At 33.8% G+C, this 14,104-nt stretch carries 13 protein-coding genes and 1 other RNA gene; 2 read left to right on the forward strand and 12 right to left on the reverse strand.

The annotated features are described in order from the left end of the window. Positions 1–12: 12 nt before the first annotated feature. From U9966_RS07580 to U9966_RS07595, 4 genes are all read right to left on the reverse strand, one after another. The gene (locus U9966_RS07580) at positions 13–1,860 is read right to left on the reverse strand and encodes a WG repeat-containing protein (protein ID WP_306347660.1); all 1,848 of its coding nucleotides are present in this window, start codon (positions 1,858–1,860) and stop codon (positions 13–15) included. Between the two features lie 146 nt (positions 1,861–2,006). Further along, on the reverse strand, positions 2,007–2,906 hold the full coding sequence (gene dapA / locus U9966_RS07585) for a 4-hydroxy-tetrahydrodipicolinate synthase (RefSeq protein ID WP_306347661.1): 900 nt from the start codon (positions 2,904–2,906) through the stop codon (positions 2,007–2,009). Between the two features lie 78 nt (positions 2,907–2,984). Further along, an RNA gene (rnpB, locus tag U9966_RS07590) (RNase P RNA component class A) lies at positions 2,985–3,392 on the reverse strand. A gap of 46 nt (positions 3,393–3,438) precedes the next feature. Further along, positions 3,439–4,332, reverse strand: coding sequence for a transcriptional regulator GcvA (locus tag U9966_RS07595; RefSeq protein ID WP_306347662.1), 894 nt, complete (start codon positions 4,330–4,332; stop codon positions 3,439–3,441). 397 nt (positions 4,333–4,729) lie between these two features. Here U9966_RS07595 and U9966_RS07600 point away from each other — a divergent pair, with 397 nt between their 5' ends. Next, positions 4,730–5,746 carry a branched-chain amino acid aminotransferase gene (locus U9966_RS07600; protein WP_407675171.1) on the forward strand — a complete coding sequence of 339 codons (1,017 nt, stop codon included), beginning with the start codon at positions 4,730–4,732 and terminating at the stop codon, positions 5,744–5,746. Between the two features lie 189 nt (positions 5,747–5,935). On the opposite strand, the gene galU is transcribed toward U9966_RS07600, so the two are convergent. The 5 genes from galU to yczE form a co-directional block, all read right to left on the reverse strand. Then, complete coding sequence (gene galU, locus U9966_RS07605) at positions 5,936–6,823, reverse strand: UTP--glucose-1-phosphate uridylyltransferase GalU (protein WP_306347663.1); 888 nt, start codon at positions 6,821–6,823, stop codon at positions 5,936–5,938. A 63-nt stretch (positions 6,824–6,886) separates the two neighbouring features. Beyond that, positions 6,887–7,081: a carbon storage regulator CsrA gene (gene csrA, locus U9966_RS07610; protein ID WP_306347664.1), complete on the reverse strand. Its 195-nt coding sequence runs from the start codon at positions 7,079–7,081 to the stop codon at positions 6,887–6,889. 49 nt (positions 7,082–7,130) lie between these two features. Then, a complete protein-coding gene (alaS, locus tag U9966_RS07615) occupies positions 7,131–9,761 on the reverse strand; it encodes an alanine--tRNA ligase (RefSeq protein ID WP_306347665.1) in 2,631 nt (876 codons plus the stop codon). A 176-nt stretch (positions 9,762–9,937) separates the two neighbouring features. Beyond that, complete coding sequence (locus U9966_RS07620) at positions 9,938–10,363, reverse strand: universal stress protein (protein ID WP_306347666.1); 426 nt, start codon at positions 10,361–10,363, stop codon at positions 9,938–9,940. Positions 10,364–10,512: 149 nt separating this feature from the next. Next, on the reverse strand, positions 10,513–11,160 hold the full coding sequence (yczE, locus tag U9966_RS07625) for a membrane protein YczE (RefSeq protein ID WP_306347667.1): 648 nt from the start codon (positions 11,158–11,160) through the stop codon (positions 10,513–10,515). 153 nt (positions 11,161–11,313) lie between these two features. Here yczE and U9966_RS07630 point away from each other — a divergent pair, with 153 nt between their 5' ends. Next, on the forward strand, positions 11,314–11,982 hold the full coding sequence (locus U9966_RS07630; protein WP_306347668.1) for a winged helix-turn-helix domain-containing protein: 669 nt from the start codon (positions 11,314–11,316) through the stop codon (positions 11,980–11,982). Positions 11,983–12,000: 18 nt separating this feature from the next. On the opposite strand, the gene trmJ is transcribed toward U9966_RS07630, so the two are convergent. From trmJ to rpoE, 3 genes are all read right to left on the reverse strand, one after another. Then, positions 12,001–12,723 carry a tRNA (cytosine(32)/uridine(32)-2'-O)-methyltransferase TrmJ gene (gene trmJ, locus U9966_RS07635; RefSeq protein WP_306347669.1) on the reverse strand — a complete coding sequence of 241 codons (723 nt, stop codon included), beginning with the start codon at positions 12,721–12,723 and terminating at the stop codon, positions 12,001–12,003. 72 nt (positions 12,724–12,795) lie between these two features. Beyond that, on the reverse strand, positions 12,796–13,305 hold the full coding sequence (locus U9966_RS07640) for a sigma-E factor negative regulatory protein (RefSeq protein WP_306347670.1): 510 nt from the start codon (positions 13,303–13,305) through the stop codon (positions 12,796–12,798). A gap of 21 nt (positions 13,306–13,326) precedes the next feature. Next, the gene (gene rpoE, locus U9966_RS07645) at positions 13,327–13,899 is read right to left on the reverse strand and encodes an RNA polymerase sigma factor RpoE (RefSeq protein WP_306347671.1); all 573 of its coding nucleotides are present in this window, start codon (positions 13,897–13,899) and stop codon (positions 13,327–13,329) included. Positions 13,900–14,104: the final 205 nt, after the last annotated feature.

A 14,104-nucleotide genomic window follows, 5' to 3' on the forward strand; every position in this document is an offset into this window, starting at 1 on the left:
AGAAAGTCGTATTTAAGGATTTGGGGATTCATCTTGTAATTTCTCATTAGTATATAACGCCTTACCCGTTGCGATATCATAAATCGTCCAATACAGCTCTCGTCCAACAAGATAATGGATAATGACTATATTATTTTCAGTACTATAATCATAACCTCTAAATTCTGTTTTAGATTTAAAAGGCGTTATCTGTTTTCCTTGTTTATTAAATAAGGCTATTTCCTCTTGCTGAGTGACTTCAATAATCGTTTTTCCTGCCATTACCCTTGTATATTTTGCAGGGATCACCTCATTACCATCAAAATCGAATAAACCATAAAGTCCTGTTTTTTGATCTTTTACTACAAGGCTCTCCATCGAAGATATAATACTCACCAATTTTGTGTCAAATAACGGGCTAACGGGTTGAGAATGTATATCGATTAATTGCCATTTATCACCAAGATAAGCAAGACCTCTTGATTCTGAATAACAATCTAACCACTCTAATTTGTCATATTTTGCTTCCACTTCAACTTTTCCGTTAAAATCAACCACTCCATATTTATTGCCTTTTTTAAATAATAAATTTGCAGTTGTCCAACTCAGTAATTGATCGTATATCGGTTTAATCAACTCTTTACCCTGAGAGTTGATAAAGCCATATTTACCATTTTTAGTTACAATCATATTGCCATTATAACAATCACCACAGTAATGCCCTTTTATTGCATCATAGCGGTCTAAGGTAGTGAAAATTTTGTAAGGAGGACGTATATCCACAAGATAATTTTTCCCCTTATCTTTTATGGCAAAATATTTTTCCCCTACAAAATAAACTTTATCTACCCCTGATTTCCAACCAATTTCTTTCCCTTCTTTTCTCGTCAGAATATGCCATTTTTTGTCAACACTTTGTTGAACATCATATCCATTAGAATTGTAAGCCATATCGGGAATATATTGCATTGGCGTGACAAGTTCGCCCTTCGTATTGATACGTCCTGCTAGATCACCTTGTCTTACATCCGCAGTTGTGTCCCGACTAAAATAACCAATCGCATCATAAGTTGGTGCTAGAACCATTTCACCTTTAAAATTAAATAAACCGATTTTATTATCTTTTTTTACGGTAATTAAATCCTGCCCCACAAAACTTTTATGGTTATAGCCAAAAGGCACAACAACCTTGTTGGTTTTAGCATTAATAATAGAAAATTCCCCTTTTTGACGCACTAATAGGAAATCCTCTTGTAGAGGCTTCACCTTATCATAAGCAACTTTATCAACCTGCTTTGTTTGTGTATCAAAGAAATGCCAACGCCCCTCTATACGAACCATCACCGTATTATCTGCAAAACATTCAATTTGATCAAAACCTGAGGGTGTAATAATGTTTCCATCAGCATCAGCCAATTTATAAAGAGAGTCTTTATATAAAATATAACCACTATTTTGAACAATAATTTCCTCATATTCAGTAGGAATAATCGGTTTAAATGCTTTATCTACTACTCCCCACTGATTATTAATGAGAATTTTATAGCTATTATTTTTTTCATTTCTATCGATTGCATCATATTCAAAAGGAACAACAATTTCCCCTTTTTTATTGATCAAGCCACTTTTTTTATCTTTTACTGCAACTGCAAGCCCATCTTTATCGAAATAATCAATATGATCATAAATTACATCAATTATCCTATTACCTTGTTTATCTATAAAACCTGTCTTATAACCCTTATTAACACGGATAAGCTCCGTTTTGAACTGAATATTCACCTTATCATAATCCAAATAGACTGGCTTATCCGTTGCAAATAATGAAAGTGGATAAAATAGCATTGTGCTAAGCAGTAAATGTTTATAATTCAGTTTCATAATGATTCCTTTTTGAAAAATTGTTTTACATATAACGCAAGTGGTAACATTTTTGTTTACTACACTAATTTTTACAAATTCTAAATAAAAAAACCACTACATACTATATGTAATGGTTCTAAAATAAATACACAATGATGAATAACCTAACTAATTAATCCTGATTGTTTAAGAGAGTTTAACACAATGTTCTGCCCCTCTTTTGATAGAGAGGTCAATGGTAAACGTAAGCTAGGATCATCAATTAACCCAAGCTTATAGGCAGCCCATTTTACGGGTACTGGATTTGATTCAATAAAAAGATTTTTATGTAATGGCATTAAACGTTGATTAATAACTTCTGCTTCTTCAATTCGTCCTTGACGAACTAGGCTACACATCACTGCCATATCTTTTGCTGCCACATTATTTGTAACTGAAATCACGCCTTGTCCACCGAGTTTCATTGTTTCAAACCCTGTAGCGTCATCCCCACTTAGGAAAATGAAATCTTGCCCTGCTGCTTCTTTAATTTGTGCAACTCTTGTGATATCACCAGAAGCCTCTTTTATCCCCACGATATTCGGTATTTCAGCTAAACGTCCTACAGTTTCTGGCAAAAGATCGCTGCTTGTTCTACCAGGTACGTTATATAAAATTTGAGGAAATGCGGTACTTTCTGCAATGGCTTTATAATGTTGATACATCCCTTCTTGGGTTGGCTTGTTATAATAAGGTACCACACTCAAACAACCTGCTATATCTAAATTTTCCAGTAATTTTGTGGTTTTAATTGCATCTCTAGTACAGTTTGAACCAGATCCTGCAATAACAGGAATTCTTCCATTGGCAAACTCAACGGTTTTCTTTATAACCTCAATGTGTTCATTTATATTTAAAGTTGGGGATTCACCTGTTGTACCAACAGCAACAATTGCATCTGTTCCTGATTTAATATGATATTCAACTAATCTTTGTAAATTATCAAAATCAATTTCACCATCTGCTGTCATTGGTGTTACTAATGCTACAATACTTCCATAAAATAAAGGGGTGTTCATTATCACTACTCCTGCTTTTTCATATATTGCAGAGACAGGGAATGCCCTATTTCTACGAATGATTTGTAATTTATGAAGGGAAAAAGTCTGAGTTGGTCGATAAGCCGAGTTCTGTCGTGGACAATCATTCCTCTAGGCGTATATTCACACATACGCTCAAGCAACCTACCCGAACTCTGGGCGGGCCACCCATTGAGTTCCTATTTGGTCTTGCTACGAGTGGAGTTTACCTTGCTATGAAATGTTACCATACATACGGTGTGCTCTTACCACACCCTTTCACCCTTACCTGATCTCTCTTAAAAAGAAAGCCATCGGCGGTCTTCTCTCTGCTGCACTTGTCGTAGGCTCACGCCTCCCAGATGTTATCTGGCACTCTGCCCTTTGTAGCCCGGACTTTCCTCTCGTCTATTTGTCCCACTAGGTCGTTTATCTATTGCTAAACAAAACATTTTAGGGCTTCAATAAACCAGCGATTGTCTAACCAACTCAGAATAGAGAGTATAAAAGATTTTTATAGTTTTGCAAATAAAAATCACTACTCAATATTTTCTTCTTCCATTTCTTTCTTAATCCATTCAACAAAGTGATGAATTTTTTCTACTTTCGCCATTTGAGGTGGATAAACTACATAAAATGCTTTGTCATCGTAAAGATCAGTAGGAAATAATTCTACTAAATGCCCTTCATCAATTTCGTGATGTGCCAATATTCTGTTGGTAATGGCAATCCCTTGTTGATGCATTGCTGCTTGCAATACCATAAATGAATGGCTAAATACTGACCCTGATTCCGCATCTAATCCATCTAAATTCAAATGCTCTTTCATTTTTTTCCATTTGTTATGGGTGTTTGAATGCAATAAGGGTTTGCCAATTAAATCTTCTGGTGTTTGGATATTATGTTCTTTAATAAAAAGATCTGTTGCCAAAATAATAATTCGTGCTTCTGCAAGACGAACCGATTCAAGGTTTTCCCAATGACCCAGCCCATAATAAATTGCTACATCAATTTCTTTACCCAATTTACCTTCATCTTGATCAACACCTTTTATTCTCACCTCAATATCAGGGTGTTTTTGATGAAAATCGTTTAAACGTGGAACTAGCCAATGAATACCAAAGGTTTGAGGAACACTAATAGTTAATACTTGACGAGTTCTTGTTTTTTTAGCTCGATCAGTAGCAACAATGACCCTGTCTAGAAGCGGTTGGATATCTTCAAAATATTGCAAACCCACTTCTGTTAATTCCAACATTCGATTATGACGATAAAAAAGCGGTGTTCCAAGAAATTCTTCAAGTAACTTAATTTGATGACTCACTGCGGCTTGAGTAACAAATAATTCTTCAGCAGCCTTTGTAAAATTCAAATGCTTTGCTGCAGAAACAAATGTTTTTAACGCATTTAAAGGGGGTAATTTTCTATTCATTATTTTTTCTTATTTTAGAGATAAAAAAATCTCGTTTGTTTTATATATCTAATACACTTAGAATGCGACCATACGTGCTTGGGTATTCATTTTTTATCTAAGTACGATGTTGTGTTTGCATATTAGCTTAGACCTCTAAGCTAGAGTAACAGTAAGTTACTCATTTCACTTCCTGTAATTTTAAACCTTATTTGGTTTAAGTTTCCGTCCATTGCTACTCGTAATTGGGCGTTTTTTTTTTACGCTATTCTATACCAAAAATAATTATTCTAATAGTGTTAATTAAGTGTTCTATCACTTTTTATACTAAAAATAGTCATTTTATTTCTTGTCAATCCATTCTCTATAATGATATAAATAATACGGTCTATTATAAAAATAAAAGGAACACAACATTATGACAAATATTGATTGGAAAAATTTAGGTTTTTCGTATATAAAAACAGATTATCGTTTTATTGCTCATTGGAAAGAGGGTAAATGGGATGGAGGCAAACTAACACAAGATGAAACGCTTCATATTAGCGAATCCTCTACAGCTCTGCACTACGGTCAACAATGTTTTGAAGGCTTAAAAGCCTATCGTTGTAAAGATGGTTCAATTAATCTTTTCCGCCCTGATGAAAATGCAAAACGTATGCAACGCAGTTGTGAGCGTTTATTAATGCCTACTATTCCAACAGAAATGTTTATTCAAGCCTGTAAAGACGTGGTGAAAGCTAATGAAAAATGGTTGGCTCCTTATGGTTCTGGTGCAACTTTATATTTACGTCCATTTATGATTGGTGTCGGTGAAAATATAGGAGTGAAAACTGCTCCTGAATTTATTTTTTCTATTTTTTGTTGCCCTGTTGGTAGCTATTTCAAAAGCGGATTAACCCCTTCTAATTTTTTAGTATTGCCTGAATACGATCGTGCCGCTCCTTATGGTACAGGAGCAGCTAAAGTTGGTGGAAATTATGCTGCAAGTTTAATCCCTGGTAAAATTGCACAAGAACGAAATTTTAGTGATTGTATTTATCTTGATCCAACCACTCATACTAAAATTGAAGAAGTTGGAGCTGCAAACTTTTTTGGTATTACAAAAAACAATCAGTTTATTACACCAAAATCGCCCTCTATTTTGCCCAGTATTACAAAATACTCCTTGCTTTATTTAGCACAAGAACGTTTGGGTATGGAAGCAATTGAAGGTGATGTTTATATTGATAAACTTGATGATTTTATTGAAGCAGGTGCTTGTGGAACTGCCGCGGTGATCTCTCCGATAGGGGGCATTCAATACGGCAATCACTTTCATATTTTTCACTCAGAAACAGAAGTAGGTGAAATAACCAAGCGTTTATATAATGAACTAACTGGTATTCAATTTGGTGATATTGATGCACCTGAAGGTTGGATTGTGAAAGTATAGTATTCAAAAGATAATTCAACTATAGATTCAAGCTTTACCAAAACATTTATTCCTCCCTTCACTTGTGAGGGAGGCTAGGATCGGAAAAATGACAAATTTCAAATACGATTTTGCCTTAATTTACTCTACCAAATTTTAACAATAACCATATCATATTGTATTTTTTATTAAGATAGTAAACATAATAAATTATAACGAATGACTGAGAGTACTTAAATATTTCCTAAATCCTTCCCCTAATTCAGGGTGATTAAGGGTATATTCCACAAAGGCCTCTGCGTAACCTTGTTTATTTCCACAATCAAAGGTTTTACCGCTCATTCTAAATGCTTCTACAGTTTCTTGTTTAATAAGCATATCAATTGCATCAGTTAATTGAATTTCATCACCAACACCAATTGGGGTTTTTTCCAATAACGCCCAAATCGTATTTGAAAAAACATATCGTCCAACGACAGCTAGATTAGAAGGTGCCTCTTCAATTTTTGGTTTTTCAACTATATTAACAATTTTAGTGCTTTTACCAGTATCTAAAGCAGTACCTCCACAATCGGCAATACCATAACTACTCACTTCTTCTTGAGATACTGGTGAAACCATTATTTGACTATTTCCTGTTTTTTTAAAACGAGAAATCATTGCTGCTAAATTTTCTTTGGTTTGATCGGCAGAAAAATCAGCCAACAGAACATCAGGAAGTACTACTGCAAAAGGTTCATCACCAACAACAGCTCTACCACACAATACCGCATGTCCCAACCCTTTAGCGTGCCCTTGTCTTACGTGCATTAATGTTACATCTCTTGGTACAATAGAACGTACCTCATCAAGAAGCTGCCTCTTAACTCGTTTTTCTAACATTGTTTCGAGTTCAAACGAAGTATCAAAGTGATTTTCTATCGCATTTTTAGAAGAATGAGTCACTAATACTATTTCTTTGATACCCGCCGCTACACATTCATTCACAATATACTGAATTAATGGCTTATCTGCAATTGTCAGCATTTCTTTTGGAATTGCTTTTGTTGCAGGTAACATTCTTGTGCCTAATCCCGCCACAGGAATAATAACTTTCATATAATCCTCATTTATGTAAAACTAAAATCACTATCAAAAATTTCAGTTTTGGTTATATTTTAATTATTCTTCTTTTGGTAATTCTTCTTTTAATGGCTCACCATTAATTTGCTTATATACCTCTTCTCTATGAACAGACACCTCTTTTGGAGCATTAATCCCCAATTTTACCTGAGTTCCTCGAATACTAAGTACCGTAACTTCAACATTGTCTCCAATAAGTAAACTTTCCCCTGATTTACGAGTAAGAATAAACATAACTTTCTCCTTTTTAAATAAATTTGTAATAATTTTCAAACAGAAGTTATTATAATCTTGTTTGAATCCATTCTCTTGCTGTTGCAAGTGCTAAATTGATATTTTCAGGTTGAGAACCGCCCGCCATTGCCATATCTGGACGACCACCACCTTTACCACCAACTTGTTGAGCCATTTCATTGACCAACTGTCCTGCATTAATTTTTGCTGTAGTATCTTTAGAAACACCCACAACTAAATTAACCTTTTCTTCCGCTGCTGATACAAACACGATAACAGCTGAACCTAACTGATTTTTTAAATCATCAACCATTGTTCTTAATGCTTTTGTTTCAACACCGTCTAACTGTCGAATAATGACATTCACACCATTAATAATTTCAGCTTGTTTAGCTAAGTTTGCGCCCGTTTGTGCAGCCATTTTATCTTTTATTTGTTGTAACTCTTTTTCTGTACGTTTTGCTTTATCTTGCAGCTGTTGAATTTTCTCAATTAATGAGTTGCTATCTGCTTTTAATAATTCTGCACTTTGTTGTATCACTTTTTGTTGACGTTGCAACCACTCAATTGCTTTTTCACCTGTTACCGCCTCTACTCGACGTATTCCAGATGCAATTGCTCCTTCTGAAACCAGTTTAAATAAACCAATTTCACCTGTTTGAGATACGTGTGTTCCACCACACAATTCAACTGAAAATTCTGTCATTTTTACAACACGAACTCGATCGCCATATTTTTCACCAAATAATGCCATTGCACCTTGCTTTTTAGCAGATTCGATATCCATAATTTCCGTTGTTACTGGTGAATTTCTACGAATTTCACGGTTTACAATTTGTTCTATTTCTTCTAATTGAGCTTTAGTAATTGCTTCAGGTTGAGAAAAATCAAAACGTAACATATCATCTGAAACTAATGAACCTTTTTGTATGACGTGATGACCTAAAACTTGACGTAATGCACCGTGCATTAAGTGAGTCGCACTATGGTTCAATGTTGCAGCGTGACGTCGTAACTCATTTATTTGAGTTTGAACCGTATCCCCCACTGTAAGAGAACCCGCTTCTAGTTGTCCAATATGTCCAAACACATCACCATATTTTTGAGTATCATTGACCACAAAATTGCAAATTTCTGTTGAAATGTAACCGCTATCGCCAATTTGACCACCAGACTCACCATAGAATGGTGTACGATCTAATACTACAACGGCATTTTCACCAGATTGAATAGAATTAACGCTTTTACCATTACAAAATAAGGCAACCACTTTAGCATCTTTAAGTGCTCTTTTAGTATACCCCTCAAACACTGTTGAACCATCAACTTTAATGACGCTATTATAATCCATTCCAAAGCTACTACTTGCTTTGGCTCGTTCTCGTTGAGCTTGCATTTCCTTATCAAAACCTATTTCATCAACGGTAATTTCACGATCACGACATACATCAGCGGTAAGATCTAATGGGAAACCATAAGTATCATACAATTTAAAGGCAACTTCACCTGATAAAACCTTATTTTCTACTTTTGATAACGCCTCTTCTAATAAGGTTAAACCACGTTCTAAAGTACGAGCAAATTGCTCTTCTTCTGCTTTTAATGTTTTTTCAATATGCGTTTGTTTTTCTGTTAATAAATCGCCCGCTTTACCCATTACTTTTGCAAGAGTTGGCACTAATTTATAAAAGAAACTTTCTTTTGCACCCAATAAATTACCGTGTCTTACTGCTCGACGAATAATACGACGTAATACATAACCACGCCCTTCATTTGAAGGCACTACACCATCCGAAATTAAGTAAGCACAAGAACGAATGTGATCAGCGACCACTCGTAATGATTTATTATCTAAATCTGTTACATTTAATAATCTCGCCACTTCTTTAATTAAAGTTTGGAAAATATCAATTTCATAGTTAGAATTCACGTGTTGCAATACTGCACTAATACGCTCTAATCCCATTCCTGTATCAACAGAAGGTTTTGGTAATTTTTCCATTGTGCCGTCTGCTTGACGATTAAATTGCATAAATACCAAATTCCAAATTTCAATATAACGATCGCCATCTTCTTCTGGGCTTCCCGGTGGACCTCCCCAAATATGATCGCCGTGATCATAGAAAATTTCAGAACAAGGTCCACAAGGTCCTGTGTCTCCCATTTGCCAGAAATTATCTGAATTAAAAGGTTCGTTTTCTTTTTTATCGCCAATTCGGATAATACGTTCAGCAGGCACACCTATTTCATCACGCCAAATATTAAATGCCTCATCGTCAGTTTTATAAACCGTTACCCATAATTTTTCTTTTGGTAAGCCTAACCACTCTGACGATGTTAAATATTCCCACGCATAATGAATCGCATCTTGTTTAAAATAATCCCCAAAACTGAAATTACCCAACATTTCAAAGAAAGTATGATGACGAGCGGTATAACCTACATTTTCTAAATCATTATGTTTTCCACCTGCTCGCACACAACGTTGTGATGTAGTTGCCCTTGTATAATTACGTTTATCTAAACCTAAAAATACATCTTTAAATTGGTTCATTCCCGCATTGGTAAATAACAGTGTTGGATCATTATCTGGCACCAGTGAACTACTGTTGATAATTGAATGTCCTTTACTGTTAAAAAAATCTAAAAAAGATTGTCTTATTTGTGAAGTTGTTTTCATAGGTAAATACTCTAATACTATTACATATATTTTAAGAATGACTATTCTGACATAAATTTATTATTTTATAAAATGCTATTTCCTAAAATAGTCGATTATCCCTTACTTTATAAAAAAATAGACCACCAGTAATTTGATACAAGCAGTCTATTTTATAAACTTAATTTCATTGGATATTAATTGTCTTTAAGTGGTACTACCAGCATATCAACGGAGATAGAGTTCATTGCTTGGCGTGTTGAAGAGACTAACTTACTCCAAAAATCCTGATGATGCCCTGTGATAAGTAAATCTACTTTATATTCATCGATAGCATCTTGTAAAACTTGAGTAAAATCTCCTGTTCCACTTAAACGTTCAGTAACAGGATAATCTATTTTTTCAGAAAATTCGCTTAATACTTGAAGTGTTTCCTCTGCTACATTATCCTGAACTGATGTCATATTGATATCAATCAATCCAGTATAAAGATCAGAAAAATTAACATCAACATGAATGATTGATAATTTTGCATTACACGCTTTTGCAATATCTGCTCCTTTGCGTAATAAAACAAGACTTTCATCAGAAAGATCAATGGCAACTAAAATATGGTTATACATAATAAACTCCTTGATGTTGATGACCAATTTACTAGAAGTATACTAACATTATCTAAAATAAAAAAACTTGTTGAAGATCACATTTTTGATAAATTAATATTAAAGTTATTGAATTTTTAATAAACACTTTTTTATGAGTTCACCTTTCATTACGATTTAGAAAAATAAACATCAATAAAATATAAACTTATTTGTAAAATCCAACCGACTACAAAAGCAAATAATAAGGTGGATATGCCGACAACACCACCTAATAGCCAACCTATCACACACACTATAATTTCAATTGATGTTCTAATATAGGCCACTTTCCAACCCGTTAATTGATAAATACCTACCATTAATCCATCTCTTGGTCCTGCTCCCATGTGGCAAGTTAAATAAAAAGCGGAAGCAATACCAATGATAACAATACCACAAACAGTAAAAATTAAACGAAAAAGCATTGTTTCAGGAGGAGCAATAAACTGTACTGAAAGCCCTAATCCTAAAGCAATTAGAACCATATTCAATATTGTACCCAACCCTATTCTTTGTTTAAAAGGTAACCACATTAACATTACACATAAACTAATTAATAATGTCACAATACCAATATTCACGTGAGTTTTTAATGATATTCCCTGCGCTAAAACTGTCCAAGGAGAAGAACCTAAAGAAGCAAGAACCAACATCCCATCTCCTACACCAAAAATAAGTAAAGAAATACACAATACGATCAAAGAAATAGATTTTGGTTTCCAGCTAGATTCTGCTGACCAAACGGTTTTAATTAGTGCTCGCTTATTTGGCTTCATCAATTCTCTTATCTCCTTCAATAAACAATATTAATTCACTCAATCCTAACACAAATAAAAATAATAAAAAGTTAAAAAAGAATTAGCATAAAGATATAAATTTCGTTATATTTACCCCATATTTAGTGACTATATAATTGGAATACCATAAATATGCTAAAAATACTTTTAGTGAATGAAGATAGAAAATCTATACAATCACTGATAGAAATACCCTTATCTTCCGATTTTTCTTTAGACATTTCCTGTCGTCAAAATGTGTTAAGTAAAATAGCAGAATATCACTACAATCTCATTTTATTAGATACAAAAAATAACCTTGAGATCCTAAAACAAATTCGCCAACAATATCATATTCCTATAATGATATTAACTGAATATAATGAAGAAATTGAACGAATTGAGGCATTTGAGTTAGGTGCTGATGATTATCTAGTAAGACCTTTTAGCCATCGTGAATTTAGTGCAAGAATAAATGCTATTCTACGCAGAGCCTACAATACAATCATAATAAACAATAAAAAATTACAATTTTGTGGCGTTGAATTGAACATCAATAGTCAACAAGCTTTATATAATGATAAAGATTTACACTTAACTAATACTGAATTTAACTTGCTTAAAATATTAGTCGATAATCCAGGAAAAATTTTTTCTCGTGAAACTTTGAGTGTTAAAGTACTAGATAAAGCACTTAATCCTTATGATCGTGCTATTGATATGCATATCTCTAATTTACGAAAAAAACTGCCAAAAAGAGAAGATAACCTACCTTGGTTTAAAACCTTACGAGGTAAAGGTTATTTTTTAATTAAAGAATAAAGCGACAACGCCATTATTTTAGTTTTTTTCTATTGCACTTAGCATACCTCTTAAAATATTCAATTCTGTTGTTTCTAAGTGAGCACGCTGATATAAGCGACGAAGTTTGGGCATCATTGCATCATTTTTAATAAAACCTAAATTTTTATATACTTTTTCAGTATGCTGAAAAAAGTGTTCAAGTGCTTGTGCTGTTGGATATTCTACAAGCGGTAAGTTATTCTCCACTTTTTGCAAATTTTCTATTTCAAGATATGCATTTCTAATTTCATAACTAATCAACTGTACTGCCATTGCTAAATTTAAAGAGCTGTATTCTGGATTAGTTGGCACATTTAAATGATAGTGGCATTTCAACAACTCATCGTTGGTTAAACCGACTCGCTCTCGTCCAAAAACCATTGCAACTTTCCCCTGTTGAGCCTGCTCTACAATCAATTTTCCTCCTTTTCTTGGAGCAATTAACGTTGATTGTAAATGACGCAATCTTGCACTACTCCCCACGACTAATTGACAATCTGCAATTGCCTCATCAAAAGTATCAAAAATTTGAGTCTGAGCTAAAACATCCTTTGCACCAGCTGATAATGCAATAGCTTGATCGTCAATAGATTGTAAAGGATTAACCAAACGCAATTGTGAAAGTCCCATTGTTTTCATTGCTCGTGCAGCAGAACCAATATTTCCACTATGTGATGTTTCAACTAAAATAATCTGAATTTTCTCTAAAATATGTTTCATTTTTACTCGCTTTTTAATTAAAAAAACCACCTTATAAAAATAAGGTGGTCTAAAATTATCACTATTTTATCTCTATGGATATTGCTGTTGCTCTTGTTTTTCTTTCAGTAACTGCTGCTCTTCTACTTTTTTCTTTTCATCTTCAATCTTTCGAATTTCGTCGTGAAGATTTAAACTCACTTGTTGTATACTATTTGTAAAAGGTAATGTTTGTAAAATAGGTTGATCTTGAACAAATTCATTTTCATTTGAATTGGTCATCACATTTACACCTAACACAGCCACAAAACAGACTGAGGCAGCAATACCTACTTGCATAAATGGCATCACCCAACGTTTTACTTTTAATCCCATACGTTGAGTTTTTGGTTGTAAATCCATCTCTTCATTTTCAATCAATGCTTCCATTTTTTCTGAAAAATCACGACCTAAAAGTAGATCTTCCCCACGCATCACACTACGTACAGTATGGTAATGTTGCCATTTCTTTTGTAAATCTGTTGATGAACATAACGCTTCAGTAAAATTACCTTCTACCCATTCACCATCTATATAAGCAGAAAGATCTTTATTCTGTTGCATATTTAACTCCAATTACTTAATTTATTGTATTAGCGGTTGAATTTTAGCATCAATAGCTTCCCTTGCTCTAAAAATACGAGAACGAACGGTTCCCACAGGGCATTGCATTACTTCTGCTATTTCTTCATAACTTAATCCTTCAAGCTCACGCAATGTAATTGCACTTTTAAGCTCATCGGGTAAACTTTCTATCGTTTCAAAGACAACTCTTTTTAACTCTTCAGATAAAACCATACTCTCAGGAGTATCGACTTCTCTTAAATAAGTACCACTGTCATAACTTTCAGCATCTTCTGCTAAAATATCTTCTCTTGGAGGTCTGCGACCTAAAGCCGTTAAATGATTTTTTGCTGTATTTACCGCAATACGATAAAGCCAAGTATAAAACGCACTTTCTCCACGAAAAGAATTCAAGGCACGATAAGCCTTAATAAAAGATTCTTGTACAATATCAGGAATATCATCTTGTGCCACATAACGAGTGAGCAATCCAGCAACTCGGTTCTGGTAACGAATAACTAGCAGATTAAATGCTTTTTTATTACCTTTTTGTGCAAGCTCAACCAGTTCCTGATCTGTTTTTTGTTCACTCATTGAGTTTGATTCTCCTAAAACTCTCCATTTGTTGCTTACTGTACACTCTGTTAGTGTATTAAAGCCTCAAAAAGTTCAACATATTTTTAATTAAATTTAAGCGGTATGATTGTACCATTTTTTTGCAAAAAAAATGCAAATATCATTGTAAGGTTATTATATAGTAAATTAAACTTAAATTAGTACTATGGTTTTATCTCGAGCA

The sequence above is a fragment of the Pasteurella atlantica genome (assembly GCF_963693435.1).
In the GTDB taxonomy this organism is placed as follows: Bacteria; Pseudomonadota; Gammaproteobacteria; order Enterobacterales; family Pasteurellaceae; genus Phocoenobacter; species Phocoenobacter atlanticus.

What these genes read in the sequence shown, in the direction of transcription:
- U9966_RS07580 (WP_306347660.1), bottom strand. Translation starts at nt 1,860, where the DNA reads ATGAAACTGAATTATAAACATTTACTGCTTAGCACAATGCTATTTTAT.
- U9966_RS07595 (WP_306347662.1), bottom strand. Translation starts at nt 4,332, where the DNA reads ATGAATAGAAAATTACCCCCTTTAAATGCGTTAAAAACATTTGTTTCT.
- U9966_RS07600 (WP_407675171.1), top strand. Translation starts at nt 4,730, where the DNA reads ATGACAAATATTGATTGGAAAAATTTAGGTTTTTCGTATATAAAAACA.
- galU (WP_306347663.1), bottom strand. Translation starts at nt 6,823, where the DNA reads ATGAAAGTTATTATTCCTGTGGCGGGATTAGGCACAAGAATGTTACCT.
- csrA (WP_306347664.1), bottom strand. Translation starts at nt 7,081, where the DNA reads ATGTTTATTCTTACTCGTAAATCAGGGGAAAGTTTACTTATTGGAGAC.
- alaS (WP_306347665.1), bottom strand. Translation starts at nt 9,761, where the DNA reads ATGAAAACAACTTCACAAATAAGACAATCTTTTTTAGATTTTTTTAAC.
- U9966_RS07620 (WP_306347666.1), bottom strand. Translation starts at nt 10,363, where the DNA reads ATGTATAACCATATTTTAGTTGCCATTGATCTTTCTGATGAAAGTCTT.
- yczE (WP_306347667.1), bottom strand. Translation starts at nt 11,160, where the DNA reads ATGAAGCCAAATAAGCGAGCACTAATTAAAACCGTTTGGTCAGCAGAA.
- U9966_RS07630 (WP_306347668.1), top strand. Translation starts at nt 11,314, where the DNA reads ATGCTAAAAATACTTTTAGTGAATGAAGATAGAAAATCTATACAATCA.
- trmJ (WP_306347669.1), bottom strand. Translation starts at nt 12,723, where the DNA reads ATGAAACATATTTTAGAGAAAATTCAGATTATTTTAGTTGAAACATCA.
- U9966_RS07640 (WP_306347670.1), bottom strand. Translation starts at nt 13,305, where the DNA reads ATGCAACAGAATAAAGATCTTTCTGCTTATATAGATGGTGAATGGGTA.
- rpoE (WP_306347671.1), bottom strand. Translation starts at nt 13,899, where the DNA reads ATGAGTGAACAAAAAACAGATCAGGAACTGGTTGAGCTTGCACAAAAA.